Below are 20,640 nucleotides of genomic sequence, written 5' to 3' on the forward strand. Positions count from 1 at the left end.
CCGGAACCAGCAGATCCGGCCGCGGGTTACCGAGTTGTAACCGGTTTCGGGGTCAGTCCGCGTCTGCTGCTCGCTGCGCGAAGGCGCTCTCGTAGAGGCACACGCTCGCGGCGGTCGCGAGGTTGAGCGATTCGGCACGGCCGAAGATCGGCAGCTTGAGGACGTGATCGGCGAGCTCGAGTGCGTGCTCCTCGAGACCGCGCGCCTCGTTGCCGAACAACCAGGCCGTCGGCTGTGCGAGCACTCCCCCGGCCCGTGCGCGCAGCAGATCGTCGCCCTTCACATCGGCGGCGAGGACCGTGACACCGGCGGCATGTGCGCGCTCGATGACGTCCGCCAGGTCGCCGCCGACGGAGATCGGCAGGTGGAAGAGCGAGCCGGTCGTCGAACGGACGACCTTGGGGTTGTACGGATCCACCGTGCGGCCGGTGAGGACGACGGCATCCGCCCCTGAGGCGTCAGCGGCCCGGATGATGGTGCCGAGGTTGCCCGGATCGCGCACCTCCTCGCAGATGGCGACCAGACGTGGGGACGCCGCGAAGATGTCCTTCACTGAGGCGGGCATCTGGCGGGCGACCGCGATGACGCCCTGCGGGGTGACCGTGTCGGCCATGGCGTTGAGGACGTACTCGGTGACGAACTCCACCGTGACGCCGTGCTCGTCGGCCGCGGCACGCAGATCGGGATGCTTCTCCCACCCGGTCGGCGTCGCGAACAGTTCGACGATGGCGTCCGGCCGATAGGCCAGCGCCTCGCGGACCGCCTGGGGACCTTCGAGAAGGAACAGGCCCGTGTCCGTTCGCGCGCTGCGCTTGGTCAACTTCGCGACGGCTCTCACACGCGGGGACCGGGGATTCTCCAGCACGGCCTCAGTCTACGGACACAGGCGCAGGAATGCCGAAACGGGCGCCCTCCGAGGAGGACGCCCGTTTCAGGGAAGATGCTTACGCAGCAGACTTCGGAGCGTTGACGTCCGAAGGCAGAGCGCCCTTCGCCGTCGCGACGAGCGAGGCGAACGTGGCGGGCTCGTTCACCGCGAGCTCGGCGAGCATGCGGCGGTCGACCTGGACGCCGGCGAGGCCGAGGCCCTGGATGAAGCGGTTGTACGTGATGCCGTTCTGGCGAGCGGCGGCGTTGATGCGCTGGATCCAGAGGCGGCGGAAGTCGCCCTTGCGCTTGCGACGGTCACGGTACGAGTAGACCAAGGAGTGGATGACCTGTTCCTTGGCCTTGCGGTACAGGCGCGAACGCTGACCGCGGTAGCCGGAGGCGCGCTCAAGGATGACGCGACGCTTCTTGTGGGCGTTTACCGCCCGCTTGACTCTTGCCATTTTCTTGTGTTCCTATTCGTGCGTTCGGGCGCTCAGCCGCGGCCGAGAAGCTTCTTGGCGACCTTGCTGTCGGCAGCCGACAGCACCTGGTCCTGGTTGAGGCGGCGGGTGCGACGGCTCGACTTGTGCTCGAGGTTGTGGCGCATGCCGGCCTGCTGCTTCTTCAGCTTTCCGCTGCCGGTGATCTTGAAGCGCTTCTTGGCACCCGAGTGGGTCTTCTGCTTCGGCATCTTCTCTTCCTTCGTATGGCGCCTTCTCAGGCGACGTTGTCAACCCGCAGAGCGGGAGTGTGCGGGGCGGATCACTCCGCCGGGGCCGCCTCGGTGTCGTCGGTCTTCGACTCTCGAGCGGCCTGCTTGTTGGCGGCGCGAACGGCGTTCTGCTCCGCCTTGGCCTCGGACTTGTTCTTCAGCGGCGCCACGACCATGACCATGTTGCGACCGTCGATGGTCGGGTTCGACTCGACCGTTCCGAGCTCTGCGACGTCCTCGGCGAACTTGCGCAGCAGACGCACGCCCTGCTCCGGACGGGACTGCTCGCGTCCACGGAAGAGGATCATCGCCTTGACCTTGTCGCCGGCCTTGAGGAAGCCCTCGGCACGCTTGAGCTTGGTCGTGTAGTCGTGCGCCTCGATCTTCAGCCGGAAGCGGACTTCCTTGAGGATCGTGTTCGCCTGGTTGCGGCGAGCTTCCTTCGCCTTCTGGGCAGCCTCGTACTTGAACTTGCCGTAGTCCATGATCTTGACCACGGGCGGCTTCGAGTTGGGGGCAACCTCGACGAGGTCGAGGTCGGCTTCCTGCGCGAGGCGGAGCGCGACCTGGATGGCGACGACGCCGATCTGCTCACCCGCGGGGCCGACGAGGCGGACCTCGGGGACGCGGATGCGCTCATTGGTACGGGGATCGCTGATGCGGAACTCCTTAGACGGTGGGATTCGGTCGGTGCACCGCGTTTGCGGCACATCGTGAAATCGGAATCGCCACCCACCCGCCGGCATTCAGACGCCGGCTTCGCACCCTGATCATCGAACTTCGTCCGAACGACCGGCGTGAGCCGGCGGAGTGCAAGACCCGGTAGCCTTGAACGGCAAGCGCGGGTGGGAAGTGAATCCTCTTTCGAACCGGAGCATGTCGCTCCGGAGCCCGCCAAAGTCTAACAGAAGGCAAGGCGAAGTGACGATTCCGGCTCCAGATCATGGCCACGACGAGCGCGACGAGCAGTGGCGCAAGCAGGAGGATGCCGCTTCAGCGGCCACGAGGGACATCGCTGACGTCCCCGCCGTCGAGGTGATCACGACCGCCGCCGTGCACCTGATGAGTGCCGCTGCGGTCAAGCTCGGCCTCGCGGACGACCCGGACTCTCAACTGGATCTGGACGAGGCGCGCAAGCTCGTCAACGCCCTCGCCGGCCTCATCACCGCCGGTGCACCGGAGATCAGCGACATGCACGCGCGGTCTCTGCGCGACGGGCTGCGCTCCCTGCAGCTCGCCTTCCGCGAGGCCTCCGCCATCCCCGATCCGATCGGCAAGGGACCGGGCGAGAAGTGGACCGGACCGGTCAACTGACCCAGGCCGCTCCCCTCGCCATCACTCGGCGCGTCGCAGAGTGACGGTGAGGGAGTCGGCGAGGACCGCGATGCGATCGTCGGCCGCCCACCGCTGAGCCAGTCGGGAGAGCACGGCGTCGAGCGTCGCTCGTTCCAGCCCGTCGATGAGGTCGAGGATCACGACCAGTTCCGGTCCGCGGAGGCGGGCGTCCGGGTCCCCCGGCGCGACGGACACGTCGATCACGGCGAGTTCGTGCGCCACACTCTCCTGGAGCGCCGTGAACACTTCAGGGGAAAGAAAACTGGGCTCCCACCGCTCCCCCTGCGCGATCGCCCACACGGCGGGGCGGCGGATGACGAACTCCGTCGGGGAGGTCGGATCCAGCACGATCAGGTCGGTGCCCTCCGCCGATGCCGCCAGTGCCGCGCGCACCGCCTCGACGGGGATCGGCCGCGCCGCGGCATCCCACGTCTGCATCGCCGTGACGGAGGAGAACACCGGCTGCACCTTGCGGCCGTCCGGTGCCGCGACGGTGACGATCGAGAGCTCCTGGGTCTTGTCGACCGTCAGGCCTGTCGGACCGACGCCCTCATCGCCCTTCTCCGCGATGAGGGGCACGAGCACCCGCGCTGAGCGGAAGGCATCGACGACCTCGACCTGCGTGCCCTCCCCCGCGCGGAACCGGATCAGCGCGTCGAGCAGAGCGGGGTCTGCGGAGCCGTCGTCGGCGGAGTGCGGGTTCGCCTCGAAACTGCGCCCCTCCCAGGGGACGCCGGCCGAATCCCCGGCGTTCGGTGCGCCGTGGTCGCAGCCGTCGTCAGTCGCCGGCGACATCCAGCGCCTCAGCCAGCGTGAACGCCCCGGCGTACAGCGCCTTGCCGACGATCGCGCCCTCGACCCCGAGCGGGACGAGGTCACGCAGCGCCGCGATGTCATCGAGGCTGGAGATTCCACCGGAGGCGACGACGGGCTTCGGCGTGCGCGCCGTCATCTCCCGCAGCAGTTCGAGGTTCGGTCCGCGCAGCGTGCCGTCCTTGGTGACGTCGGTGACGACGTAGCGGCTGCAGCCGGCGTCCTCCAGGCGGTCGAGGACCTCCCAGAGGTCGCCGCCCTCCTTCGTCCAACCGCGCGCGGCCAGCGTCGTGCCACGGACGTCGAGGCCCACGGCGATCGCGTCACCGAAGCGGCGGATGACGTCGGCGGCCCACTCGGGGTTCTCGAGGGCGGCAGTGCCGAGGTTGACGCGGGCCGCTCCGCTTTCAAGGGCGGCCTCGAGGCTCGCGTCGTCGCGGATGCCGCCGGAGATCTCGATGTTCACATCGCGGTGCTGCTTGATGACCTTGCGCAGGATGGCGGTGTTGCTGCCGCGGCCGAACGCGGCGTCCAGGTCCACGAGGTGGATCCACTCGGCCCCCTGGTCCACCCACTCGCGTGCGGCGTCGAGCGGGTCGCCATAGCTCGTCTCGGACCCCGCCTCGCCCTGCGTGAGGCGGACGGCCTTGCCACCCGCGACGTCGACGGCGGGCAGCAGGGTGAGCTTGGGGGTGGACGCGAAGTCGTTCATGTCATCCTCGGGTGGGTGGAGAGTGCGCAGAGGGCGCGAACTCCGACAGTAGTCCGCCTTGTGGCAGGGTTCAAAACCTGTTGCGGTCAGAGACTTTCGACCCAGTTGCGCAGCAACCGGATGCCGGCCTCGCCGGACTTCTCGGGGTGGAACTGTGTGGCCGAGAGGGGTCCGTTCTCGACCGCTGCCAGGAAGGGCTCGCCGTAGGTCGTCCAGGTGAGCTTGGGCGTGGGGAACGGCGGGATGACGTCGAGCTCCCACTTCTGCGCGGCGTAGGAGTGCACGAAGTAGAACCGCTCCTCCTCGAGTCCGCGGAACAGCACGCTGCCCTCGTCGGGATCGACCGTGTTCCATCCCATGTGCGGCAGGACGGGGGCGTTGAGCTCGGTCACGGCACCGGGCCATTCGCCGAGTCCCTCGGTGTCCATCCCACGTTCCACGCCGTGTTCGAACAGCACCTGCATACCGACGCACACCCCGAGGACGGGGCGACCACCGGCGAGTCGGCGCTCGATGATCTCGTCGCCGCCCTGCTCGCGCAACGCCTCGCGTACCGCGGCGAACGCGCCGACGCCGGGGACGAGCAGCCCGTCGGCCTCCAGAGCCTCGGCTCGGTCACCGGTGAGTCTCGCATCGGCGCCGGCGGCGATGAGCGCCTTGACTGCGGAGTGGACGTTGCCCGACCCGTAGTCGTAGACGACGACGGAGCGAGTCACAATGCACCCTTCGTCGAGGGGATGCCGTCGACGAGCGGGTCGAGCGCCTTCGCCTGACGGAAGGCACGTGCGAACGCCTTGAACTCGGCTTCGGCGATGTGGTGCGGGTCGCGCCCCCCGAGCACGCGGACGTGCACGGTGAGTGCCGCGTTAAACGTGATCGCCTCGAAGGCGTGACGCACGAGAGACCCGGTGAAGTGGCCTCCGATGAGGTGGTGCTCGAACCCGGCGGGCTCACCCGTGTGCACGAGGTAGGGCCGGCCGCTGATGTCGACGACGGCCTGCGCGAGCGCCTCGTCCAGCGGTACGAGCGCGTCGCCGTAGCGCGAGATGCCGGCCTTGTCGCCGAGCGCCTCGCCGATCGCCTGCCCGAGCACGATCGAGATGTCCTCCACCGTGTGGTGCGCGTCGATGTCGGTGTCACCGGATGCGCGGACGGTGAGGTCGGTCAGCGAGTGCTTCGCGAACGCCGTCAGCATGTGGTCGAAGAAGGGCACAGAGCTGTCGATGCTGCTGCGCCCTGTGCCGTCGAGGTTGAGTTCGAGTTCGACGGTCGACTCGGACGTGCTGCGACTGCGGGATGCCGTACGAGGAGCGCTCATGATGTCGAGTCTATCGACGCCAGTGCATCCAGGAACGCGGTGGTCTCGGCCTCGGTGCCCGCTGTCACCCTGAGGTGATTGGGGATGCCGACGTCGCGGACGAGGATGCCGCGCTCGTACAGCGCCTGGAACGTCGCACGGGGGTCTGCGACCCCGCCGAACAGGACGAAGTTCGACCATGATTCGTGCGGCAGGTAACCCAGCGCCTCGAGCGTGGCCGTGATGCGATCGCGCTGCTCGACGATCTCGTCCACCATGCCGAGCATCGTGTCGGAATTGCGGAGGGCCGCGACCGCGGCCGCCTGTGTGATGCCGCTGAGGTGGTACGGAAGGCGGACGAGCCGCAGGGCGTCGATGAACGCCGGGTCAGCGGCGAGGTAGCCCACTCTGGCACCGGCGAATGCGAAGGCCTTGCTCATCGTGCGGGAGACCGCGAGGCGCGGTCGGCCCTCCAGCAGCGTCAATGCCGACTCCGCGTCGCGGGGCGCGAACTCCTGGTACGCCTCGTCGACGACGACGATCCCCCGCGCGGCCTCGTACACAGCCGAGACGACATCGAGTCCGAGCGGAGTGCCGGTGGGGTTGTTGGGCGAGCAGAGCATCACGATGTCGGGGTCGGCCTGCTCAACCTGCGCCGCGGCTTCCTCCGCCGTGATCGTGTAGTCCGGCTCGCGCTCCCCCGCGATCCATCGCGCGCCGGTTCCCTGCGCGATGAGCGGGTACATCGAGTACGTCGGACCGAAGCTGAACACGGTGCGCCCTGGACCGCCGAAGGCCTGCATGATGTGCTGCAGCACCTCGTTGGAGCCGTTCCCCGCCCAGATCTGCTCCGGTTCGAGGTTGTGCCCGAGGTAGTCGGCGAACGCCTGCCGCAGCGTCGTGAACTCCCGGTCGGGGTAGCGGTTCACCTCGCGCAGAGCGACAGCGATGTCATCGAGGATGTCGCTGGCGACCTCGTCGGGAACGGGATGGGTGTTCTCGTTGACGTTCAGCGCGACGGGCAGCGGGGCCTGCGGTGCGCCGTAGGGTGTGAGGCCGCGAAGATCATCGCGGAGGGGAAGGTCGCCGAGAGAAACAGTCACCTTACCCATGTTAACGGCGGTGCCGCCCCTCGAGGCCGCTCAGTCGGTGTACTCCGCGGGGATCGCGATCTGCTGACCCACCTGCAGCGAACCGGTGCCGAGCGCGTTCAGCCGCTCGATGGCACTGATCACGGTGCGCGGGTCAGCGCTCGGTGCGACGGATTCGGCGATCGACCAGAGGGTGTCGCCGGGCAGGACCGTGACCGTCGCGAAGCTGACGGTCTGCGCCTCGTCTCCGGACGCGAGGGCGGAGCCGCCGCTGATCGCCGCGAAGGCGATACCCGCAGCGAGCGGAAGCGCAGCGAGGCCCGCGAGCACGCGCCTGCCGCGCGCCGTCAGGCGGAGCCGCGTAGCCGGACGAACGGCGGTGACGGACGGTGCGGTGACGGTGATGGTGCTCATGTGATCTCCTCTGCCTCTTTGGCGTAGCGTTCGCATCCGCCGCTCGGCCGGGAGCGACGAATGCGAAGCTACGTACCGAACTTATCTTCGAATTCGAACATCTGTCAAGAATTGTTCGAAACCCTGCACCCTCTTGCGCCCGACACGCTCGAACAGATCTTCCGAATCGGGCGATTTCTCGGATACGGTTTCGATAAGGACACCCCACCACGGGCCACCGACATTCGAATCGCCGCACCGGCAACGCCCCCGAAGGAGCAGACATGAGCGACAACGCCGTCACCGAAGCGGAGGCGCCGCGGACCCGTCGGCGGAAGAGCCTCAGCCAGAAGCAGATGGCGATCCTCGAGGTGATCCAGGCATCGATCGCCGCGCACGGCTATCCGCCGAGCATGCGAGAGATCGGCGACGCGGTGGGGCTCAAGTCGCTCTCGAGCGTCACCCACCAGCTCGGTCAGCTCGAGCTCAGCGGCTACCTCCGTCGCGACCCGGGCAAGACCAGGGCGATGGAGGTCCTGATCGACCTCCCCGGCACGAGTGGCGAGAACCCGGCGGACACGAACACCCCCGTCGGCGACGCGGCCATGGTCCCCCTCGTCGGTCAGATCGCGGCCGGCGTGCCGATCACGGCGGAGCAGCAGGTCGAAGAGATCTTCCCCCTTCCGCGCCAGCTGGTGGGCAAGGGCGATCTGTTCATGCTCAAGGTCACGGGCGAGTCGATGATCGATGCCGCCATCTGCGACGGCGACTGGGTCGTCGTCCGCACCCAGAACACCGCCGAGAACGGCGAGATCGTCGCCGCCATGCTCGACGGCGAGGCCACGGTGAAGACCTTCCGGCAGCGCGACGGCCACACCTGGCTGCTCCCCCGGAACAGCTCCTTCGAACCGATCCTCGGAGACGACGCCACCGTTCTGGGCAAGGTCGTCGCCGTCCTCCGCGCCGTCTGACCACGCGACGCATCGACGTCGCAGGAACCATTCTCGGGTGTCGGACGCCCCGCATAGGCTGGGAGCATGCCTCAGCCGTACGGAACCTGGTCATCGCCGTTCGCCGCTGCCGACATCGCGTCGTCCGCGCCACGCATCGACGGCGCGCGATTCGTCGGTGATGAGATCTGGTGGGGCGAGTCGGTCCCGGCCGAGAGCGGGCGGGTGACCGTACGACGCTCGTCGGGCGACACGGTACTCCCTGCGCCGTGGAGCGCGCGCTCACGCGTGCACGAGTACGGCGGTGGCGCCTGGACGGCCGACGAACAGGGGACCCTCTTCTTCGTGGAGGCCTCGGATCAGCGCGTGTATCGGTTGCAGCCGGGGAGCGAGCCGGAGGCGCTCACCGCGGTGGGAGCTGACGGGCGTGGCCCGCGCCATGGCGGGCTGCGGTTCCAGCACGGCCGGCTCCTCGCGGTCCGCGAGGACCTCGGCGCCGATCCGCACCGTCGGGCGATCATCGAGGTGCCGCTGGACGGGCGTGCAGCGGACGAAGCCGACGCCGTCCGCGTGGTCGTCGAGGGATCATCGTTCTTCGCCCACCCCGTGCTCTCCCCCGACGGCCGCAGCGTCGCATACGTCGAATGGAGCGGCACACGGATGCCGTGGCAGAGCGCTCAGCTCCACGTCCGCACCGAAGGGGCCGGCGGTGCCTTCGAGGAGGCGACGATCGACACCGTCAGTGCCCTCCAACCTCATTGGATCAGCGACTCCGAACTGCTCTACCTCGATGACCGCCCGATCGCAGACGACGGCCCAGTGCGCTGGAGCCTGCACCGCGCGGTGCGGGATGCGAGCGGGTCGTGGCAACGGGCGGGCGTGATCGCCCCTGCGGACGCCGACACCGGGTACGGTCTCTGGGTCCTCGGCAACCGCTGGTATCAGCCTCTTCCCGACGGGCGGATCGTCGCAGTCCGCACGAACGGGGCCGACGAGGTCGTCGTCGTCGACCGCGACGGCGCCGTCCAGACACTTGAGGTCCCCGCCAGTGCCCATGTCAGCGTCGACGACGTCAGCGGGACGCGGGTTCTGCTGTCCGGAGGGGGTGCGACGGTCAACGCCGGCCTGTGGGTCGCCGATGTGGAATCCGGCGACGTCAGCGCCGTCCGAGGCGGAGCGCCGGCCGATTCCGCATGGATGCCGCCGGCCCGCGCATTCACGATCGACGGCGCGCACGGCCCCGTACACGCCTTCGACTATCCGCCGGCCAATCCGAATGTCGTCGCACCGGACGGCGAACTGCCGCCGTACATCGTCTTCGTGCACGGCGGCCCCACCGCGCACGTCGCCGGGGCCGCGTCCGCGGCGATCGCGTTCTACACGAGCCGCGGCATCGGCGTCCTCGACGTCAACTACGGCGGATCCACGGGCTACGGCCGTGCCTACCGGGAACGGCTCGACGGGCAGTGGGGGGTCGTCGACGTCGATGACGTCCTCGCCGCCGCGCGCGGCCTCGCCGAATCAGGGCGCGCCGACCCCCGCCGGATCGCGATCCGCGGCGGATCAGCCGGCGGCTGGACCGTGCTGTCCGCGCTCGTGCGCGGCGGAGTGTTCGCGGCGGGGATCAGTCGCTACGGCGTCGCGGATCTCCGCATGCTCGCGGAGGACGCGCACGACTTCGAGAAGCATTACATCGACGGCCTCGTCGGCCAGCTGCCGGAGGCGGAGCAGGTGTACGTCGAGCGTTCGCCCCTCACGCACACCGACCGCATCGACGTCCCGGTCCTGCTGCTGCAGGGTGAGGACGATCAGGTCGTCCCCCCGTCGCAGTCCGAGGCGATCCGGGATGCCCTCGCCGAGCGGGGCGTCCCGCACGAGTACGTCCTGTACCCGGGCGAGGGCCACGGATTCCGCAAGGCGGAGACGATCGTCGATTCGCTCGAACGGGAGCTGGCGTTCCTCGGACGCGCGTTCGGTTTCACTTCGACTCGCTAGCGCTCGCTCAGCACAAGCACTTCGACTCGCTAGTCGCTCAGTACGAGCCGCCCGGCTCTGAGGGTCACTCCCCCATGCGGTTGCGCAGGCGCATGGCGCGCTCGGCTTCGCGGGTGTCCTGCCGCTCGCGCAGGGTCTGACGCTTGTCGAACTCGCGCTTACCCTTCGCCAAGGCGATCTCGACCTTGGCCCGCCCGTCGAGGAAGTACAGCTTCAAGGGCACGAGCGTGTAGCCGCCGGCGGAGACGGCGTGCTCGAGCTTCTGGATCTCCTCACGGTGCATGAGGAGTTTGCGCACGCGCTTGGCCGAGTGGTTCGTCCAGTGCCCCTGCGAGTATTCGGGGATGTGCACGGAGTCGAGGAAGATCTCCTTGCCCTTGATGAAGGCGTAGCCGTCGGAGAGGTTCGCCCGTCCCTGTCGGAGCGACTTCACCTCGGTGCCGGTGAGCACGAGACCCGCCTCGTACGACTTCTCGATGTTGTAGTCGTGACGAGCGCGACGATTGGTCGCGATGACCTTCTCCCCGCGTTCCCTTGGCATGGTTCTCTCCTGTGCATCCGGTCGTACAGCCAGCCCTCCACCCTATAACAGCGCGGGCCTCGGAGGAGCGGATGCTACGTGCGCAGCCAGCGACGGATCGCGAACCCGGCCGACAGCGCAGCCAGGATCACACCGATGGCGATGAGGACGGGAACGACGAGGAAGGCATCCTGCATCGTCACCCATGTCGTGATGAACGGCACGCGGCCCTTCAGGTATCCCTCGACGCCGAAGTGCATGCCCGCGATCACGGCACCGCTGGCGAGTGCGGAGCCGAGGAACGCGGCGAACACGCCCTCGAGGACGAACGGCGTCTGGATGAATCGGTTCGAAGCACCCACCAGGCGCATGATCCCGATCTCCTTGCGTCGCGCATAGGCGGACAGGCGGATCGTCGTCGCGATGAGCAGCACCGCGGCGATGAGCATGAGCACGGCGATGCCGACGGCGATGTACGTGGCGACCGTCAGTGCCGAGAACAGCGGATCGAGATACTGACGCTGATCGAGCACCTCCTCGACCCCGCTGACGCCGCTGAACGCCTCCACGATGACCTGGGACTGCGTCGGGTCCTTCAGCGTGACCCAGAACGTCTCGAACATCTGGTCCTCGGTGAGGACGCTGGCCTGCTCGGAGCCGATCTGTTCGATGAGGTTGGCGTACGCCTCCTCCTTCGTCTCGAAGCGCACCTCGCTGATCAGCGTGTTCAGCGCGGGCCCGGCGAGCTCGTCGTTCACCTGCGCGATCTGTTCCTCGGTGGCGGCGCCGTCCAGGCACGTCTCGGCCTCCGAGACGGAAGAGCACATGTACACGGCGACCTGAGCACGCTCGGTCCAGTAGTCGCGCATGGTGCTGATCTGGCCCTGCATGAGGATCGCCGCGCCGACGAACGTCAGCGAGATGAACGTCACGAGCACGACGGAGATCACCATCGAGATGTTGCGACGGAGGCCTCCGAGTGCCTCCATCAGGATCAGTCCCACCCTCACGAGGTCGGCCCCACTTCCTCGTCGTCGGCGGCATCGGACAGGCCGAGGCGGTCGGCGACACCGAGCTCTGCCACATCGACCTCGGGAAGGACGATGGGGTGCGTCCGCGGCCCGGAGGGACGCGGGGCGCTCTCCGCGGATGCCTCGGCCTCTCTCGCGGCCTTCATCGACGCGATCATCTCGGCGGTGAGCGGCTCGAGCGACTCGGTCTCGCGCTGCACCTCCTGGACGGCGGTCAGCGCCGCCGTCGCGGCTGCGCCGCGCTCCTCTTCCGGAACGAGCTGCGGGATCATCGAGCGATCCCCGTATCCACCGTGTGTCTCGTCGCGCACCAGCTCGCCGTCGCGCAGCTCGATCACGCGCCGCTGCATCTGATCGACGAATGCGGCCTCGTGGGTGGCCATGACGATCGTGGTGCCACCGGCGTTGATGCGCGCGAGCAGCTGCATGATGTCCACAGAGGTCGCAGGGTCGAGGTTTCCGGTCGGCTCGTCCGCGAGGAGCACCTGCGGGCGGTTGACGAGCGCGCGGGCGATGGCCACGCGCTGCTGCTCGCCGCCGGAGAGCTCATGCGGCATCCGCTTCTCCTTGCCCTCCAGCCCGACGAGGGCGAGCGCCTCCGGCACCGCCTGCTGCACGAAGCCGCGGGAGGACCCGGTCACCTGCAGGGTGAAGGCGACGTTCTGGAAGACGGTCTTCGTCGACAGCAGACGGAAGTCCTGGAAGACGGAACCGATGTGACGGCGGAAGTACGGCACCTTGCGGTTGGCGAGGGAGCGCAGGTCACGGCCGAGAACCGCCACGCGCCCCTTGGTGGGGACGTCCTCGCGCAGGATGAGCCGCAGGCAGGTGGACTTGCCCGAACCGGACGCGCCGACGAGGAAGACGAATTCGCCCCGCTCGACCTCGAAGTCGACATCGGCCAGGGCCGGTCTCTTCGTGCCGCGGTAGCGCTTGGTGACGTTCTCGAACCGAATCATGGCCTAACGAGCCTATGCGCGGTATCACGCGGGAACGCGAGCGACACCCCAGCGGGCGGACAGCTCTCCCCATATGGCGCGGCCTCGATTCCTGATAAGCATGTACGGGGCGCGCCGCGCCTCACCCAGACATCAAGGAGATTCATGAGCACCCCCGCAGGCTGGTACGACGACGGATCCGGACGCCAGCGTTGGTGGGACGGCCAGCAGTGGACAGAGCACTTCGCGCCGGAAGCACCCGCCGTCCCCGATGTTCCGCCCGCCGCCGACAGCCAGCCCTACGGCACCGGCACCCCTGAGACGTCCGCGTTCGCCGCCGGATACCCCGAGACGAGCACCGGTTACGTCTCGCCGGCCGAGCAGACCGCACCGCGTGCACCCCACATCGTCGGGTGGATCGCCCTCGGCGCCGCGGTACTCGGTTTCATTCTCGTGTGCGTCCCGCCGATCATCCTCGTCGGGTGGTTCCTGCTGTTCGCAGCATTCGTGCTCTCGGTCGTCGCCTTCTTCCTGAAGGGCAAGAAGTGGGCGCCCATCGTCGCCATCTGCCTCTCCGTGGTCGGTGCCATCGTCGGCGGCATCCTCGCGCTGGTGTTCTTCACTGCGGCCTTCGTCACGGCGGTCGAGGACGAGATCGACTACGCGACGAGTTCGCCGTCGAGCGCCTTCCCCGAGGACGAGCTGGATGACGATGCGGATGCCGACGCGGACTCCGATGCGGGAACGAGCACCGGGCGTCCCACCTCGGACGAGGTCGCCGCAGGACTCGCGGAGATCGTCGAGGCCACCGGCGCCGAGGGCTACACCGACGCGCACCTGCAGTGCATCGCCGACGAGTTCGTGGCATCCGACATGTCGGACGAGGTCCTGCAGCACATCGCTGCCGGGGACGAGATGTTCGACGATGCCGAGGCGGCCCTGGCGTTCGCCGAGGCGTTCGGTGACGCGCTTCCGGTCTGCCTCTCCTGACGCCGCCGTATACAGAGAGGGGCGGGGCGACGATGTCGCCCCGCCCCTCTCTCATGTCATCGGGTCAGTCCTCGACCGGGCGCTTGCGCCAGCGGATCCCCGCCGAGATGAAGTCGTCGAGGTCGCCGTCGAACACCGCTGCGGGGTTGCCGGACTCCTGCCCGGTGCGCAGGTCCTTGACGAGCTGCTGGCCGTAGAGGAAGTAGGAGCGCATCTGGTCGCCCCAGCTCGCGGTGATGTTGCCGGCGAGTTCCTTCTTCTTCGCGGCCTCCTCCTCCTTCTGCAGGAGCAGGAGGCGGGTCTGCAGCACGCGCATGGCGGCGGCGCGGTTCTGGATCTGCGACTTCTCGTTCTGCATCGACACGACGATGCCGGTCGGGAGGTGAGTGATGCGCACGGCGGAGTCGGTGGTGTTGACCGACTGGCCGCCGGGGCCCGACGAGCGGAAGACGTCGACGCGGATGTCGTTCTCGGGGATGTCGACCTCGGTGGCCTCCTCCATGAGGGGGATGACCTCGACGGCGGCGAAGCTGGTCTGTCGCTTGTCGGCGGATCCGAACGGGCTGATGCGCGCGAGGCGGTGGGTACCGGCCTCGACGGACAGCGTGCCGAACGCGTAGGGCGCGTCGATCTGGAACGTCGCGGACTTGATGCCCGCGCCCTCCGCGTACGAGGTGTCCATCACCTTGACCGGGTACTTGTGCTGCTCGGCCCAGCGCAGGTACATGCGCATGAGCATCTCGGCGAAGTCGGTGGCGTCGTCGCCGCCGGCACCGGAGCGGATCGTGATGATCGCGGAGCGGTCGTCGTACTCGCCGTCGAGGAGCGTCTGCACTTCGAGCTGGTTCATGAGGCTCGTGAGGGCGTCGAGTTCGGCGCGCGCCTCGGCGGCGGAGTCCTCGTCCTCCATCTCGTTGGCGAGCTCGATGAGGACCTCGAGGTCGTCGAGTCGCTGGCCGATGTCGTTCACCCGCTTGAGCTCGGCCTGCTTGTGACTGAGGGCGCTGGTGACCTTCTGCGCCTTCTCCGGGTCGTCCCAGAGGTCGGGAGCACCGGCCTCTTCACTGAGCCGTGCGATGTCGGCCTGGAGTCGGGTGACGTCGACGACCTCGCTGATGTCGCCGTATGTGTGCCTGAGCGCCTGAATTTCGGCGGAGAGATCGAGTTCGAGCATGACTCCTCAGCCTATCGCGGATCGGCTGGGAGATGAGGGCGCAGTAGCCTGGACCCGATGAGCAGCGCATCCACGGTCCTGAGACAGTTCGGACCGATGGTGTATCTGCCCACCATTCTCTTCTCGCTGGGTGAGGGCGCCGTCATCCCGCTGATCCCCGTGATCGCGGCGAACATGGGCGCCGATGTCGCCGGCGCCGCTCTGGTCGCCGCCGCACTCGTCGTGGGACAGCTGTGCGGCAACCTGCCCGCCGGGTGGGCCGTCGCCCGCATCGGCGAGCGCTTCACCATGGTCATCGCCGGCGTCGTGTCGATGGTCGCCGTCCTCGGGATGGTCCTCGCCCCCGTGCTGGCGGTCTTCGCGTCCTCGGTGTTCCTGCTCGGATTCTGCGCCGCCGCCTTCGGCCTCGCCCGGCACGCGTTCATGACGACGCGCGTCCCGCTCGCCTTCCGTGCGCGGTCGCTCTCGCTGCTGGGCGGCAGCTTCCGCCTCGGCATCTTCATCGGCCCGTTCGTGACGGCAGGCCTCCTGCAGGTGTTCGGCGACGAGCATGCCGCCACGTGGTTCTTCCTCGCCTGCCTCGCCGTCATGGTGGTGCTCGTGCTGTTCGGTCCGGATCCGGAGAAGACGACGGCGCCGCTCCCGGACCGTGGGTCGGTCGCCGAGGACTCCGGCGAGGCGGTCAGCGGATCGATCCCGACGATCGAGCGTGTCGGCATCTTCCGCACCATGTGGCGTTTCCGTGGCGTGCTCGGGCGGCTCGGCCTCGCCGCCGCATCGTTGTCCGCCGTGCGTTCGGCTCGCCAGGTCGTGCTGCCGCTGTGGGGTGTGTCACTCGGGTTGGACGCGCAGACGATCGCGCTGGTGGTCGGCGTCTCCGGAGCGATCGACTTCGCGCTCTTCTACGCCAGCGGGCAGGTGATGGATCGCTTCGGCCGGCTGTGGGCGGCGATGCCGGCGATGGTGCTGATGGGGTCCGGCTTCCTCGTGCTCTCGCTCACGCACGACGGCGACGCTGCCGTGCTGTGGTTCGGGATGCTCGCCGCCGTGCTCGGCGTGGGGAACGGGCTCTCCAGCGGCATCCTGCTCACACTCGGTGCCGACGTCGCACCGAGACAGGATCCGGCGCCGTTCCTCGGCTCATGGCGCACGCTGACGGATGCCGGTGGGGCGGTGGCCCCGCTGATCGTGTCGGCGGTGACCGCGATCGTCTCGCTGTCGGCCGCCTCAGCCGTGGTCGGCGCGATAGGCCTCCTCGGGGCCGTGGGCTTCATCCGGTGGATCCCCCGGTACAGTCCGCGGCGCCGGCCGGAAGACGGATCGGATCCCGCCTAGCGCAGGGCGGTGCGGCTGGTGGCCGTGGCCTCGAGCCCGACGGCCATCGGCACGAAAGCCGAGACGAGCGGCGGGTGCCACTCGGATGCGACCGTGACCTGCGCGGAGACGCCGTCCGGTGCCGACGCGGCGATCAGCCGGGCGTCGGACGCGATCGCCGCGACGACCGCGGCCGCCTGCTCTTTCACCCCGATGTCCGTCAGCTCGGCGCGCACGCTGTCGCCCTCGACCACGAGCGAGAAACCATCGGCTCCGGCGAGCGCTGCGGCATCGGCGAGCGAGTCGAGACGCTTCTGGGCGATGTACATGTCGGTGGCGCACGTGCAGACGAACACCACTGCAAGAGCGAGCACGATGTATCCGAGCAGGAGCGGGAGAATGCTGCCCTCCTCACGCCCGCAGCGCGCGCCCCTCATCCGGCACCCCACAGACGCGAGACCTTCTGCGCCGCGGACGCCTGCAGGGGGATGCTCGTGGCGCGCTCGAGTCCGAACACCGCAGGCACGAACGGAAGGGAGACGCGGGTGTCGACGGTCACGATCACGGTCGCACCCGGCGACGGGCACTCGACGGCGGTCGGGGTGCACGACACGGTCACCTCCACCGCCCCGGCATCCATCCCGTACTGGTCGACGACGCTCGCCAGCACCGCATCAGCGCGGGCCGACGCGGAAGCCGCGTCCTCTGCCTGCCCGATGACCCGGGCCGTGTGCCGCGCCGCAGCCTCCGCCCCGAGCAGGTTCTCCTGCACGGCGCCGAGGGTGAGCACCAGGTATGCGAGCGGGACGAGGAGGATCACGCCGACAGTGACGAACTCGACGGCGGCCGAGCCGTCGTCATTCCTCCCCCAGCGACTCCATGGGAGCATCCGCATGCACCTCCAAGGCGTAGGGGATGCCGAGAAGTCCGATGACGGGCAGGGTCGTGCGCACCGTCACCACCGCGGTCGGATGCCCGAGCCGGTCGCTCTGCGACACGGAGACATCGCCGGCGTACGCGTCGCCGACGGCCCGCGAGATCGAGAGCCGGGTGCGTTCGGCCCCGTCGCCGAGGGTCGTGTCGGCGAGCGCGGCGTAGTGGGCGCCCTCGACCGCCGCGTCGTGGACGAGGTTGCGGACGTGGACGGCGACGCCGAGCTGGATGACGGCGAGCGTGAGCGCCGTGAGCAGGGCGCCCACGAGAACGAAGTCCACGGGCGCCGAGCCCCGCTCGTCATCCACGTCAGAGCCCGGAGACCCGGGAGATCGCCTGCTCGAACAGCCCCGTGAGCGCCGGTCCGGCCACGGCCCAGATCAGGACGACGAGCCCCGCGGTCATCAGCGTCACGAGGACCCACCCGGGCACATCCCCGTCCTCATCGTCGATGAGTTCTCTGGCATCGGCGACAGTGGTGCCCCACCATGTGCGCATTCGTCTCATCATCGGTACCTCCTCGGTGTTGCGGTGATGGGGAGCCACTTCGGTCACCCCAGTCCCAGTTGCAGGATGAACACGCCGGGGAAGACGGCGTAGAGCACGGACAGCGGCAGGATCAGGAACACGAGCGGGAGCATCATGAGGATCTCCCGACGGCCCGCCTGTTCGATCAGCGCCTGCTTGGCGTCCTCGCGTGCGTCTGCGGCCTGCGCGTGCAGTACGGCCGCGAGCGGCGCCCCGTGTTCGAGCGCCGCGACGATCTGATCCACGGCGCGTGCGAGCCCGGGTTGGCGGAGCCGTGACGCCATCTCGCCGAGCGCGTCCGCCAACGGCGACCCCGTACCGACGTCGAGCACGACGCGGCGCATCTCCCCCGACAGCTCCCCGGATCCGATCATGGCCACTCGTCGGAGCGCATCGAGGAATCCTTCGCCGGCGGACAGGCAGAGGGCGAGGAACTCCAGGGCCGTCGGGAGCTCGTCGCCGAGCCTCGCGAGGCGAGCGCGGACGCGGGCGGTGAGCACCATGTCGACCGTGATCGCGGCGCCGACGCCGCACACGACCGGCAGCACCGCTGCGGGCGGCGACAGGCTTCCGGCGACCGCAAGGACCACCACCAGAACGCTGCCCACGGCGGTCCCGCCGATCGCCCACCCGAGCTGACGTGCGCGGAACGCGGAGGGCTCCTCCTCGAGGCCCGCCTGCGCCAGACGCACGCCGAGAGCCTCGCCGTCGCCCAGACCCCGCAGCATCCTCGTGCGCGCGCGCCGCCACCAGGTGGAGGCGTCGACGGGCAGGATGCCGACCGTCGGAAGCACTCCGGAAGGCAGCACCGAATCCTCGACGGCATCGCGGATGTACGGCGCGATGCGCGTCGTCAACGATGCCGCTCTCCAGCGAGGAGCTGCGGCCAGGATGCAGAGGAGCCCGGCGGCGAGGACGCCGCCGAGGAGCACCGAGACGGCGGCATCCGTCATCACGGTCATGCGAACCAGCGCCTCGGCTCAGGCAGGCGTCCGATGCGGAGCATGATCCGGAACGCGATCACCGACACCCCCGCGCCGCAGAGGATCACCATCAGACCCGCCGGACTCGCGTACGCCTGCGCCCCCTCCGGTCGCAGCGCGAGCAGGAGGAGGATCACCCATGGCGCGATCACACCCAGTACGGCCGCGCCACGGATCCAGGACTGCTTCGCCTCGACCTCACCGCGCAGAGCCGCGTCTGCGCGTACCGACGCCGACAGGGCACGGAGCACACCGGTCAGTTCCGTCCCGCCGACCTGGCGCGCCATCTTCAGCGCCTCGATGATGCGGTCGCCGATCGGGTCCGCCAGAGCGTTCTTGAGGCGATCGGCGCTGCTCTCGAATCGTCCGGTCGCACGAAGATCCCTGGCGAACACGGCGAACGCAGGGCGCAGGGGCACGGGAGCGGAGTCCGCCAGGCCCGCCACGGCGTCGGGCAGGGAGAGCCCGACCCGGATCGACGCGACGAGGAGGTCGCACACGTCCGGCCACATCTGCCGCCGCGCTCGGAGCAGTCGTATGCGTCGGGCACGCAGGAACGCGATCGGAGCAGCCCCCGCCGCGAGCGCGGCGACCAGGGTCAGCGCAGGGATTCCAGTGACCAGCCAGACGAGGGCCGCGGCGACCGGCGCCACGACCATCATCACGGCGAGCATCCTGTGACGCGGAACCGAGGCGAGCCCGGCTTCAGCCATGAGCCGGGTGAGCCGGTCATCGCGCGCACCACGCGCGGGGCGCTCGCCGGCCGGCCACAGCCAGGGCGAGGCGCACAGCACCGCCCCCGCGGCGAGCATCGCACCCACGAGGAACGTCATCCGCTCCGCTCCGCACGATAGACGGGACGGGAGAGGATCCGCCCATCGATGACCTCCCCGGTCGGGGCGATGATCTCCTGCACGAATCGGAGGCCTGCTCGATCCCGCGCGCAATGGACGACCAGCGAGACGGAAGCGGCGAGCGCAGGCGCGATGAACGAGCGGTCGATGTTGCGGCCGGCCAGCAGCGGCAGGATCGTGAGCTTCTCGAGCGCCTCGGCTGCGGAGTTCGCATGCACGGTGCCGGCACCCGGCACGCCCGTGTTCAGTGCGAGGACGAGGTCGAGCGCCTCCGCGTCGCGGACCTCGCCCACCACGAGCCGATCGGGGCGCATGCGCAGCGCCTCCTTGACCAGTCGGCGAAGAGTGATCTCGCCCGTGCCCTCCAGACTTGCCTGTCTGCCCTGCAGCGCGACGAGATCCGGTCCGTCGACGGCGAGTTCGAAGGTCTCCTCCACCGTGACGATCCGCTGCGCGTCGGCGCACGCGGCCAGGAGTGCACCCAGGAGCGTCGTCTTGCCGGTGTGGGTCGCGCCGGACACGATCACGCTGCTCCCGTCGCGCATCGCTCGGCGCAGCAGATCCGCGACCTCGTCCGGCAGGGATCCCAGCGCGACGAGGGCGTCCAGCGTGCGGTAGCCCGGGAGGAACTTGCGGATGTTCACGGCCCAGGAGCCACGGACGACGTCCGCGATCGCGACATGAAGGCGGGATCCGTCCGGCAGGGAGGCGTCCACGAAGGGCTGGCTGACGTCGACGCGGCGCCCGGTCGACTGCAGCATGCGTTCGACGAGGTCGCGCACCATGGCATCCGTGAGCGCGAGCGGCACACGCTCCGACACCCCGCCGCGGGCGATGAACACCCGGTCAGGACCGTTCAGCCAGATCTCCTCGATCCCAGGGTCGTCCAGCAGCGGCTGCAGCGCCCCGAACCCGCTCACCGAGGCGAGCACGTCCCTCACCAGCGCCGGTTCGTCGTCGACCATCGCATCGCCGCGGGACAGGGCGAGGTCGTTGTGACGGCGGACCTCGGCCTGCGCGATCCGCCGTGCCTCGTCGGGCGCGGACGACGGATCGGTGCGCTCCGCGCGCAGTCTGCGGCGTACGCGCTCGGCGACGACGAGGGACGGGTGACTCACCCCGGCATCCTCGCAAGGATGCCGGATCCGCCGCCGAAATTATCCACAGGTGCCGATTCGGGTTTTCCGTCATCGACCGGAGGGGAACC

26 protein-coding genes are annotated in these 20,640 nt (G+C 69.0%); 5 read left to right on the forward strand and 21 right to left on the reverse strand.

What is annotated here, in order from left to right; translation table 11 throughout:
- Nucleotides 1-52: 52 nt before the first annotated feature.
- The 4 genes from HD600_RS01210 to infC all read right to left on the reverse strand — a co-directional run bounded on the left by HD600_RS01210 (nucleotide 53) and on the right by infC (nucleotide 2,292).
- Nucleotides 53-865, reverse strand: a complete 813-nt coding sequence (locus HD600_RS01210) for a TrmH family RNA methyltransferase (protein WP_144797204.1) — start codon at nucleotides 863-865, stop codon at nucleotides 53-55.
- A 79-nt stretch (nucleotides 866-944) separates the two neighbouring features.
- Nucleotides 945-1,331 (reverse strand): 50S ribosomal protein L20, encoded by a 387-nt coding sequence (gene rplT / locus HD600_RS01215; protein WP_144797206.1) that lies wholly within the window; start codon nucleotides 1,329-1,331, stop codon nucleotides 945-947.
- 32 nt (nucleotides 1,332-1,363) lie between these two features.
- Complete coding sequence (gene rpmI, locus HD600_RS01220) at nucleotides 1,364-1,561, reverse strand: 50S ribosomal protein L35 (protein WP_144797208.1); 198 nt, start codon at nucleotides 1,559-1,561, stop codon at nucleotides 1,364-1,366.
- 71 nt (nucleotides 1,562-1,632) lie between these two features.
- Nucleotides 1,633-2,292, reverse strand: coding sequence for a translation initiation factor IF-3 (gene infC / locus HD600_RS01225; RefSeq protein ID WP_338402267.1), 660 nt, complete (start codon nucleotides 2,290-2,292; stop codon nucleotides 1,633-1,635).
- Nucleotides 2,293-2,503: 211 nt separating this feature from the next.
- Here infC and HD600_RS01230 point away from each other — a divergent pair, with 211 nt between their 5' ends.
- Nucleotides 2,504-2,896 (forward strand): DUF1844 domain-containing protein, encoded by a 393-nt coding sequence (locus HD600_RS01230; protein WP_422120175.1) that lies wholly within the window; start codon nucleotides 2,504-2,506, stop codon nucleotides 2,894-2,896.
- A gap of 21 nt (nucleotides 2,897-2,917) precedes the next feature.
- Here HD600_RS01230 and HD600_RS01235 read toward each other — a convergent pair whose 3' ends face one another.
- The 6 genes from HD600_RS01235 to HD600_RS01260 form a co-directional block, all read right to left on the reverse strand.
- The gene (locus tag HD600_RS01235) at nucleotides 2,918-3,712 is read right to left on the reverse strand and encodes an SseB family protein (RefSeq protein ID WP_184281012.1); all 795 of its coding nucleotides are present in this window, start codon (nucleotides 3,710-3,712) and stop codon (nucleotides 2,918-2,920) included.
- On the reverse strand, nucleotides 3,696-4,442 hold the full coding sequence (gene priA, locus HD600_RS01240) for a bifunctional 1-(5-phosphoribosyl)-5-((5-phosphoribosylamino)methylideneamino)imidazole-4-carboxamide isomerase/phosphoribosylanthranilate isomerase PriA (protein ID WP_144797215.1): 747 nt from the start codon (nucleotides 4,440-4,442) through the stop codon (nucleotides 3,696-3,698). The genes HD600_RS01235 and priA overlap by 17 nt, the downstream gene beginning before the upstream one ends.
- Before the next feature lie 86 nt (nucleotides 4,443-4,528).
- On the reverse strand, nucleotides 4,529-5,158 hold the full coding sequence (hisH, locus tag HD600_RS01245) for an imidazole glycerol phosphate synthase subunit HisH (protein ID WP_144797217.1): 630 nt from the start codon (nucleotides 5,156-5,158) through the stop codon (nucleotides 4,529-4,531).
- Nucleotides 5,155-5,760 carry an imidazoleglycerol-phosphate dehydratase HisB gene (hisB, locus tag HD600_RS01250; RefSeq protein WP_206706046.1) on the reverse strand — a complete coding sequence of 202 codons (606 nt, stop codon included), beginning with the start codon at nucleotides 5,758-5,760 and terminating at the stop codon, nucleotides 5,155-5,157. The genes hisH and hisB overlap by 4 nt, the downstream gene beginning before the upstream one ends.
- Complete coding sequence (locus tag HD600_RS01255) at nucleotides 5,757-6,851, reverse strand: histidinol-phosphate transaminase (protein WP_184281014.1); 1,095 nt, start codon at nucleotides 6,849-6,851, stop codon at nucleotides 5,757-5,759. Before HD600_RS01255 ends, hisB begins: the two co-directional genes overlap by 4 nt.
- Nucleotides 6,852-6,881: 30 nt before the next feature.
- Complete coding sequence (locus HD600_RS01260; RefSeq protein WP_184281017.1) at nucleotides 6,882-7,244, reverse strand: LysM peptidoglycan-binding domain-containing protein; 363 nt, start codon at nucleotides 7,242-7,244, stop codon at nucleotides 6,882-6,884.
- 263 nt (nucleotides 7,245-7,507) lie between these two features.
- On the opposite strand from HD600_RS01260, the gene lexA reads away from it, so the two are divergent.
- Together lexA and HD600_RS01270 are read left to right on the forward strand one after the other, a co-directional pair.
- Nucleotides 7,508-8,194: a transcriptional repressor LexA gene (gene lexA / locus HD600_RS01265; protein WP_184281019.1), complete on the forward strand. Its 687-nt coding sequence runs from the start codon at nucleotides 7,508-7,510 to the stop codon at nucleotides 8,192-8,194.
- 66 nt (nucleotides 8,195-8,260) lie between these two features.
- Nucleotides 8,261-10,168, forward strand: coding sequence for a S9 family peptidase (locus tag HD600_RS01270; RefSeq protein WP_184281022.1), 1,908 nt, complete (start codon nucleotides 8,261-8,263; stop codon nucleotides 10,166-10,168).
- 64 nt (nucleotides 10,169-10,232) lie between these two features.
- Here HD600_RS01270 and smpB read toward each other — a convergent pair whose 3' ends face one another.
- The 3 genes from smpB to ftsE form a co-directional block, all read right to left on the reverse strand.
- Nucleotides 10,233-10,709, reverse strand: coding sequence for an SsrA-binding protein SmpB (smpB, locus tag HD600_RS01275; protein ID WP_144797229.1), 477 nt, complete (start codon nucleotides 10,707-10,709; stop codon nucleotides 10,233-10,235).
- Between the two features lie 74 nt (nucleotides 10,710-10,783).
- On the reverse strand, nucleotides 10,784-11,698 hold the full coding sequence (ftsX, locus tag HD600_RS01280; protein WP_184281024.1) for a permease-like cell division protein FtsX: 915 nt from the start codon (nucleotides 11,696-11,698) through the stop codon (nucleotides 10,784-10,786).
- Nucleotides 11,695-12,678, reverse strand: a complete 984-nt coding sequence (gene ftsE / locus HD600_RS01285) for a cell division ATP-binding protein FtsE (protein WP_184281026.1) — start codon at nucleotides 12,676-12,678, stop codon at nucleotides 11,695-11,697. The genes ftsX and ftsE overlap by 4 nt, the downstream gene beginning before the upstream one ends.
- Before the next feature lie 144 nt (nucleotides 12,679-12,822).
- Between ftsE and HD600_RS01290 the strand changes: the two genes are divergently transcribed.
- Complete coding sequence (locus HD600_RS01290; RefSeq protein ID WP_144797234.1) at nucleotides 12,823-13,647, forward strand: DUF2510 domain-containing protein; 825 nt, start codon at nucleotides 12,823-12,825, stop codon at nucleotides 13,645-13,647.
- A gap of 64 nt (nucleotides 13,648-13,711) precedes the next feature.
- Here the strand turns inward: HD600_RS01290 and prfB are convergent, their stop codons facing one another.
- Nucleotides 13,712-14,821 carry a peptide chain release factor 2 gene (gene prfB, locus HD600_RS01295; RefSeq protein ID WP_144797236.1) on the reverse strand — a complete coding sequence of 370 codons (1,110 nt, stop codon included), beginning with the start codon at nucleotides 14,819-14,821 and terminating at the stop codon, nucleotides 13,712-13,714.
- 57 nt (nucleotides 14,822-14,878) lie between these two features.
- Between prfB and HD600_RS01300 the strand changes: the two genes are divergently transcribed.
- The gene (locus HD600_RS01300; protein ID WP_184281028.1) at nucleotides 14,879-16,156 is read left to right on the forward strand and encodes an MFS transporter; all 1,278 of its coding nucleotides are present in this window, start codon (nucleotides 14,879-14,881) and stop codon (nucleotides 16,154-16,156) included.
- Here the strand turns inward: HD600_RS01300 and HD600_RS01305 are convergent.
- Genes HD600_RS01305 through HD600_RS01335 form a run of 7 tightly spaced genes read right to left on the reverse strand, consistent with a single transcriptional unit; the run spans nucleotide 16,153 to nucleotide 20,551 of the window.
- Nucleotides 16,153-16,572 carry a pilus assembly protein TadG-related protein gene (locus HD600_RS01305; protein ID WP_184281030.1) on the reverse strand — a complete coding sequence of 140 codons (420 nt, stop codon included), beginning with the start codon at nucleotides 16,570-16,572 and terminating at the stop codon, nucleotides 16,153-16,155. The two genes, HD600_RS01300 and HD600_RS01305, sit on opposite strands and share 4 nt — an antisense overlap.
- Complete coding sequence (locus tag HD600_RS01310) at nucleotides 16,569-17,024, reverse strand: TadE family protein (protein ID WP_184281032.1); 456 nt, start codon at nucleotides 17,022-17,024, stop codon at nucleotides 16,569-16,571. Before HD600_RS01310 ends, HD600_RS01305 begins: the two co-directional genes overlap by 4 nt.
- Nucleotides 16,993-17,376, reverse strand: coding sequence for a TadE/TadG family type IV pilus assembly protein (locus HD600_RS01315; RefSeq protein ID WP_144797244.1), 384 nt, complete (start codon nucleotides 17,374-17,376; stop codon nucleotides 16,993-16,995). The genes HD600_RS01310 and HD600_RS01315 overlap by 32 nt, the downstream gene beginning before the upstream one ends.
- A 1-nt stretch (nucleotide 17,377) precedes the next feature.
- Complete coding sequence (locus HD600_RS01320; protein ID WP_396652286.1) at nucleotides 17,378-17,575, reverse strand: hypothetical protein; 198 nt, start codon at nucleotides 17,573-17,575, stop codon at nucleotides 17,378-17,380.
- A gap of 44 nt (nucleotides 17,576-17,619) precedes the next feature.
- Nucleotides 17,620-18,558 (reverse strand): type II secretion system F family protein, encoded by a 939-nt coding sequence (locus HD600_RS01325; RefSeq protein ID WP_144797246.1) that lies wholly within the window; start codon nucleotides 18,556-18,558, stop codon nucleotides 17,620-17,622.
- A complete protein-coding gene (locus HD600_RS01330; RefSeq protein WP_184281034.1) occupies nucleotides 18,555-19,412 on the reverse strand; it encodes a type II secretion system F family protein in 858 nt (285 codons plus the stop codon). The genes HD600_RS01325 and HD600_RS01330 overlap by 4 nt, the downstream gene beginning before the upstream one ends.
- A complete protein-coding gene (locus tag HD600_RS01335) occupies nucleotides 19,409-20,551 on the reverse strand; it encodes an ATPase, T2SS/T4P/T4SS family (RefSeq protein WP_184281036.1) in 1,143 nt (380 codons plus the stop codon). Before HD600_RS01335 ends, HD600_RS01330 begins: the two co-directional genes overlap by 4 nt.
- Nucleotides 20,552-20,640: the final 89 nt, after the last annotated feature.

This window comes from Microbacterium ginsengiterrae (assembly GCF_014205075.1).
GTDB lineage: Bacteria > Actinomycetota > Actinomycetes > Actinomycetales > Microbacteriaceae > Microbacterium > Microbacterium ginsengiterrae.

Excerpts from the sequence above, each read along its gene's own strand:
- rplT (WP_144797206.1), bottom strand. The coding sequence starts at position 1,331 with ATGGCAAGAGTCAAGCGGGCGGTAAACGCCCACAAGAAGCGTCGCGTC.
- HD600_RS01320 (WP_396652286.1), bottom strand. The coding sequence starts at position 17,575 with ATGAGACGAATGCGCACATGGTGGGGCACCACTGTCGCCGATGCCAGA.
- smpB (WP_144797229.1), bottom strand. The coding sequence starts at position 10,709 with ATGCCAAGGGAACGCGGGGAGAAGGTCATCGCGACCAATCGTCGCGCT.
- HD600_RS01260 (WP_184281017.1), bottom strand. The coding sequence starts at position 7,244 with ATGAGCACCATCACCGTCACCGCACCGTCCGTCACCGCCGTTCGTCCG.
- prfB (WP_144797236.1), bottom strand. The coding sequence starts at position 14,821 with ATGCTCGAACTCGATCTCTCCGCCGAAATTCAGGCGCTCAGGCACACA.
- HD600_RS01290 (WP_144797234.1), top strand. The coding sequence starts at position 12,823 with ATGAGCACCCCCGCAGGCTGGTACGACGACGGATCCGGACGCCAGCGT.
- lexA (WP_184281019.1), top strand. The coding sequence starts at position 7,508 with ATGAGCGACAACGCCGTCACCGAAGCGGAGGCGCCGCGGACCCGTCGG.
- HD600_RS01325 (WP_144797246.1), bottom strand. The coding sequence starts at position 18,558 with ATGACCGTGATGACGGATGCCGCCGTCTCGGTGCTCCTCGGCGGCGTC.
- priA (WP_144797215.1), bottom strand. The coding sequence starts at position 4,442 with ATGAACGACTTCGCGTCCACCCCCAAGCTCACCCTGCTGCCCGCCGTC.
- HD600_RS01310 (WP_184281032.1), bottom strand. The coding sequence starts at position 17,024 with ATGCTCCCATGGAGTCGCTGGGGGAGGAATGACGACGGCTCGGCCGCC.
- HD600_RS01330 (WP_184281034.1), bottom strand. The coding sequence starts at position 19,412 with ATGACGTTCCTCGTGGGTGCGATGCTCGCCGCGGGGGCGGTGCTGTGC.
- HD600_RS01270 (WP_184281022.1), top strand. The coding sequence starts at position 8,261 with ATGCCTCAGCCGTACGGAACCTGGTCATCGCCGTTCGCCGCTGCCGAC.
- HD600_RS01255 (WP_184281014.1), bottom strand. The coding sequence starts at position 6,851 with ATGGGTAAGGTGACTGTTTCTCTCGGCGACCTTCCCCTCCGCGATGAT.
- hisB (WP_206706046.1), bottom strand. The coding sequence starts at position 5,760 with ATGAGCGCTCCTCGTACGGCATCCCGCAGTCGCAGCACGTCCGAGTCG.
- HD600_RS01305 (WP_184281030.1), bottom strand. The coding sequence starts at position 16,572 with ATGAGGGGCGCGCGCTGCGGGCGTGAGGAGGGCAGCATTCTCCCGCTC.
- HD600_RS01235 (WP_184281012.1), bottom strand. The coding sequence starts at position 3,712 with ATGTCGCCGGCGACTGACGACGGCTGCGACCACGGCGCACCGAACGCC.
- rpmI (WP_144797208.1), bottom strand. The coding sequence starts at position 1,561 with ATGCCGAAGCAGAAGACCCACTCGGGTGCCAAGAAGCGCTTCAAGATC.
- HD600_RS01300 (WP_184281028.1), top strand. The coding sequence starts at position 14,879 with ATGAGCAGCGCATCCACGGTCCTGAGACAGTTCGGACCGATGGTGTAT.
- ftsE (WP_184281026.1), bottom strand. The coding sequence starts at position 12,678 with ATGATTCGGTTCGAGAACGTCACCAAGCGCTACCGCGGCACGAAGAGA.